9 protein-coding genes are annotated in these 4,750 nt (G+C 41.7%); all 9 read left to right on the top strand.

Annotated elements, in window-relative coordinates; all coding sequences use genetic code 11:
- The first annotated feature begins 170 nt into the window (after positions 1–170).
- Positions 171–689, top strand: a complete 519-nt coding sequence (locus H6G96_RS40160; RefSeq protein WP_242063660.1) for a hypothetical protein — start codon at positions 171–173, stop codon at positions 687–689.
- A 65-nt stretch (positions 690–754) separates the two neighbouring features.
- Positions 755–1,075, top strand: a complete 321-nt coding sequence (locus H6G96_RS40155; RefSeq protein WP_190920166.1) for a hypothetical protein — start codon at positions 755–757, stop codon at positions 1,073–1,075.
- Entirely contained in the window at positions 1,065–1,514 is a 450-nt protein-coding gene (locus H6G96_RS40150; RefSeq protein ID WP_190920164.1) for a hypothetical protein, read from the top strand. Before H6G96_RS40155 ends, H6G96_RS40150 begins: the two co-directional genes overlap by 11 nt.
- 185 nt (positions 1,515–1,699) lie before the next feature.
- Positions 1,700–1,987: a hypothetical protein gene (locus tag H6G96_RS40145; protein WP_100903733.1), complete on the top strand. Its 288-nt coding sequence runs from the start codon at positions 1,700–1,702 to the stop codon at positions 1,985–1,987.
- Between the two features lie 2 nt (positions 1,988–1,989).
- Entirely contained in the window at positions 1,990–3,537 is a 1,548-nt protein-coding gene (locus H6G96_RS40140; RefSeq protein WP_190920162.1) for a hypothetical protein, read from the top strand.
- Positions 3,450–3,872 carry a hypothetical protein gene (locus tag H6G96_RS40135; protein WP_190920170.1) on the top strand — a complete coding sequence of 141 codons (423 nt, stop codon included), beginning with the start codon at positions 3,450–3,452 and terminating at the stop codon, positions 3,870–3,872. The genes H6G96_RS40140 and H6G96_RS40135 overlap by 88 nt, the downstream gene beginning before the upstream one ends.
- Positions 3,869–4,168: a hypothetical protein gene (locus H6G96_RS40130; RefSeq protein WP_190920160.1), complete on the top strand. Its 300-nt coding sequence runs from the start codon at positions 3,869–3,871 to the stop codon at positions 4,166–4,168. The genes H6G96_RS40135 and H6G96_RS40130 overlap by 4 nt, the downstream gene beginning before the upstream one ends.
- A gap of 1 nt (position 4,169) precedes the next feature.
- Positions 4,170–4,472, top strand: a complete 303-nt coding sequence (locus H6G96_RS40125; protein WP_190920158.1) for a hypothetical protein — start codon at positions 4,170–4,172, stop codon at positions 4,470–4,472.
- Positions 4,473–4,655: a hypothetical protein gene (locus H6G96_RS40120; RefSeq protein WP_190920156.1), complete on the top strand. Its 183-nt coding sequence runs from the start codon at positions 4,473–4,475 to the stop codon at positions 4,653–4,655. It abuts the gene before it with no gap.
- Positions 4,656–4,750: the final 95 nt, after the last annotated feature.

The raw sequence follows: 4,750 nt of genomic DNA, 5'->3' as shown, positions 1-4,750 counted from the left end.
ATATGCCTTGCTATAAGTAAACCTAATTAATCATCACCTCCGGTTTCACATAGTTCAGCAAAAAATGTATCTCTGTTTACAAAATCTTGACGCTTATTCTCTTGGAAAAAACTTTGCGATTTACTGAATTTAGTTTTCCTGAAAATCAGAACATTCGTAGCTAGGAGCCAATGATGGAAGTTTTACGTTCTTTGTTACAAGGTAATGACATTAACCTCTCAGATGAAGAGTTATTAGCAGAGTTAAAAAAGCGTGGATTTGATTGGGATGAATTAAGTGATGATGATGCTATGAGTCTGGCTGACCAGATAATTCTTGAGCATGGGCAATCCGCTACACTTGCTACTAGCAATGGGAAAAATGGAAAAGCGGCTAAAAGACCAAGGGCTAAGACCAAGAAAGCACAAGAAGGTATGGACGATTACAAAATCGCTCTTGCTAACCAAGCAAAACAGAAATTAGAAGAAATTTCTGCTTTCAACACTGGTATTAGCCAGGGAGTCAGAGAGTTTGCCCATAGAGAAGCGCAAAAAACTATTGAAGATTTAGATGGTGTAACCAACGAATATCTTGCAGAAATTGCCGAGTATGCCAGAAATTATAAGGGTGAGCCAGAAGCCTTTTTTCGGTTCGGTCAGGAGATTGCATCGCTCTATCTCTCTGCTGGCAATGCAGATGCAGCCGAGTAAATTTATTGGATTAGCAGCAGTTCTTAATCTGCTGCTATTAACTCTTGTATTGGGCGTGGCAATGTATGGAGCAACAACAAGAAACTTACGAGAGACTATTAAATATTCGCCTGAAGAGGGACGGCGAGTTGAATCTGTCGGGGCTGACATTAAAAAACCTGACACCAGAAGAATTCCTAATCGTCCAGCAACTTATTGATGAGTCGAGAGTGCGATCGCACAACGCCAATAGAGTTGAGGAGCTAATGCAGCGAGGTTTAATGGCTCAAGGCATGATTGCGACCTTCGCTATTTTGATGTTTTCATTCATCAGCATCTACGGTATTTCTCGTTACATCGGTCAACAAGTTCAGCAAATTCAGGAGACGTATAGCAATGTTAGGTAAATGGCTTCCAGGTTTATCAGGTTTATTCGGTAGTAAAAATGACGGTGTAGTTTCAACAGATTTAAGAGTTGGTGACGCAACCGCTATTGAAGGAAATCTCCCTTCATCAATCCGCGATCGCTACACATTACCTGCTTACGCTACAGCACAGCAAGTTCTGGATGAAGCAGAGGTGGCAGGAACTTTGAAAGCACAGAAGTGGCTACATACAAAGTTCTCCCGGCACAAGCTCAAACAGTTGCAATCCTTGGCAGAGATGTATAAAAACCAGTTGGCATATTCCCAAGAAGCGATGAAAGTTGAGGAGGATTTGCAGCGAACCAAGGCTTTACATGGGGAAGCGGTAATTCGTCATGCTTTCGGTTCTGTTGAACAGCAGCGTCAGTTGGGGGGATACGAGAAAGCATTTGATGAAGTGGGTGATTCCTTCAGATTTTAAAAATGAAAATCATGACAAGAATTTGTGATATGCGTCAATGCAGTCAAGGAATTTGTTACTTAAACGAAGTTGGTGTTCAAAACTATGAATGCCCTCAGTTTGGCGTTTGTGTAGTCCTTTGTTTTTCAGACAATTGTGTTCGTATTGCTCAAATATTTAAGGATGTAGATAGAGCAACTTAAATTATGCAAATTAAGCTTTCCTTCGTTGGATATGCCGTCTCTGGAGTCGGGCTGTCAATGTTGATGGGATTTCTCTCAGTTGCTAGCCCAGTCAGTCAATTCTTGGTGTGGATCATTGGCATGATTTGCATTTGCGGTTTGGCAGTTGGTTTCTTTAACTTTGCTGGCTTAGTCGTCAAAGGATTTGGCTTTAACCGCAAGACTTTCACCATTGGGTTAATGCCTGGGGTGATATTCCTGTTTGTTTTTCTGACATTAGTTGCAGCTGGTGTTGCGTTGGGGGTGCGATAGCAATGACATTTGAACTGGAACGACTAACTGCTAGTAGTGCCATTCATGCAGAACGGACTATTTTATGTTCTTTAGGAGCGAGTGCAGTTATGTGTCTGTCTGCTCCTTTTTTCTTAAATACAGATCGAATAACAACCGGAATCTTACTCGGCGCTGGGACGGTCAGTGCTGGCTTGTTTGGTGTATCCGCCCAAATCAGCGAAAATAAGGAAAAAGTTTACCAGTCTTTGCTAGAAGCTGACTTAAAAGCACTCAAACAGCATTTACAGGGTCAGGCAGCATACAATTATGTGACTACAGCGATTGATGCCAAACGCCGAGTTGCTGATTATGTGAATCGCCTGCCCGTTAGTGAGCGCCCCCGGTGGATAGCTGAATATCAGTTGCAAGGGTTGGTTACACTCCCAGAACCACCAGCACAACAATCACCCTCAGCGACTGGTATTCCCAATCCCGATATTGCTGACATCGATGAAGAGTCGGTGCAGTCCGTGATTAATCCGGGTGCGATGAAAATTCTGCAAGCGATCGCAGCAAATTATCCTGAGTACATCAGAATTGATGGTGCTTGGATTGATGAACTGTGTGATGCTGCATCTAATCAAAATATGACTCTTCGCAGTAATCACCATTTTTACCTTTCTGGTGGTACACAATCTGGGAAGTCCACTCTAGCAGGGGTGATTATCAACAAAATTGCTGCAAAATCTCAAAGCCCAGCAATTGTGATTGGCAGTGATCCAAAGGATGATGTCACCAGATGGCTGTGCAAATTTAGCCGCAAGTTTGACGGTATGAAAGCGTTAAGAAATTGGATTACCTTTGCCACAGACCAAATTGACAAGCAGAAAGCCAGAGTATCAATTGTTGGTGGTGAATGTCAGGGTGTCCCAGAATTATTATTTGCCCAAGATGAGGTGGACTCTGTATTTGGTGGAGGTAAAGGGCTTCCGGGAATGGTTGATGCTGACACTGCCAAAGACTTGCAAGGCTTTTGGAACTATATCATCAAATTCACTGCTGGGTTAAAGGGTCATGGTCTATTCATGGGCCAGTCCCCACTCTCTGGAGAAACCGGATTTAGCCGCCCGTCTTTGAAAAATGTTTGCTTTATTGCGATGGGGCAAACATCGAGTTATATCCTTGACCATCCCCAAGACTTTGTAAACGTTAAAAAGGAGATTCTTGAAATCTTGCGACAGGCTTGTGAAATGTTAGATAAAGCCGGAGTTCGATATGCCCTAGTGATTCCCACTCGGTCTAATCCCTTTGTTGCCCTAATCCCGGAATTTGATATCAAAGGTCTGGAACAAAAACAGGATTCCAAACCGAATGCTGACACTGTTAATAGTTCTAAAAATAATCAGCAATCCTCACAGCAGCAGGTTGACTGGTATGAAGAAATTAGAAAATGGGCAACAGAATTAGGAAGAAGACCACATTTTCAGGAAATCAAACATAAGTGGCACGAATTAACAGGGCAAGAATTAAACGAAAAAGGCGTTACCCTACTGCTGGAAAATCTCGGTTTTCCCGATTCGGTGAACTAGAGTGGAATGCTCGGTATGGTAATCCCAAAGAGTACAGAAAACAAGTAGCGATGCCTACGGCGGGCTGCGCCTACGCTCACCGAAAAACTCACAATTATTGTGTTGTTTGCCTGACTAAGAAAAGTGAAGAAATCCATCACGCTTACTACGGCAACGACATCATTGGTCAATCTACATTTCCTACGTGCTACCGTTGTCATAATGAGATTTGTCATAGTCCAATCAACTGGATTAAGAATCCTAGTAATCCTATTTGGGGCAATCGTAATACTGACGAATTTATTACGAGATTGAGGCTGGGATATCAGCTACTTTATGGAGGTGTTATTTGGTGATTAAGCTATTAATAAAGTATGCGCCTGATTCCGTTGTGGATGCTGTGAATAATATTTCTTTAGTAGAACTGGACAAGCGAGGTTTAATAGTCTGGACAAACGCACCGCCACTAGAGCCAGAAGATGAAAACTCAGCATTTAATTTAGCTTCTCGTTTTACTGAAGTAACGCCTGATAATATATTAGAAATCTTCAAAACTATTGCTCAAATATACACTAGTTATGGCGACTGTTTAGCTCTCAAATACTTGATGGAACTTTCCGCAGAATACTTTGGTTTAATTGGAGTTGAATAAAATGTATAACGAATACGACGATTTGAGTTTTGAAGAACAATTACACCTGACTGAATCCCTTATCAGACAGCGACACAATCAGCAGATGTTCTTACGTCGAAATGCTCAACTGTTGCAGCAGGAGTTAAGCTTTGAGGCTGAACTGTTAGAAGACAATCCAGAGTTAGCCCAGACGATTCATTCTCTTAATATGCAGGAGATTCAGAGTAATCAGCGAGGGGTACAGAATGTTTTAGGCTCAGAAGAATCAGCGTCAAAGGAACAAAGTGTTTGGAGTAAGTTTTTTCCGGGTTTAGGAGGATGAATGAAAATTTTTGATGTCAGAGATCACCTCAGTTCATTAGTTAAACAAATAACTCAAGTCGGCATTGGGTTTTTAGTAATGCTATTGTTAACTGGTGGTCGTCCGCCTGCATTCATAGTAAATTTAACTGCTTCTTTAAGTATTGTATTTGGTATCGGCTCAATAAGTCGGGGTAACGAATAAAAGTAAGAAGAGTTGCTAGCATCCGATTTCATGAGAGCTAACTATATTGTTCTAACGCAGGCATTCTATTTGAATGCAAACGCTTTACTATAAAG

The organism is Nostoc sp. FACHB-892, assembly GCF_014698795.1.
Classification (GTDB): domain Bacteria; phylum Cyanobacteriota; class Cyanobacteriia; order Cyanobacteriales; family Nostocaceae; genus Nostoc.
Note: the sequence above shows the minus strand (reverse complement) of the source record. Positions and strands in the feature narration are given on the sequence as shown.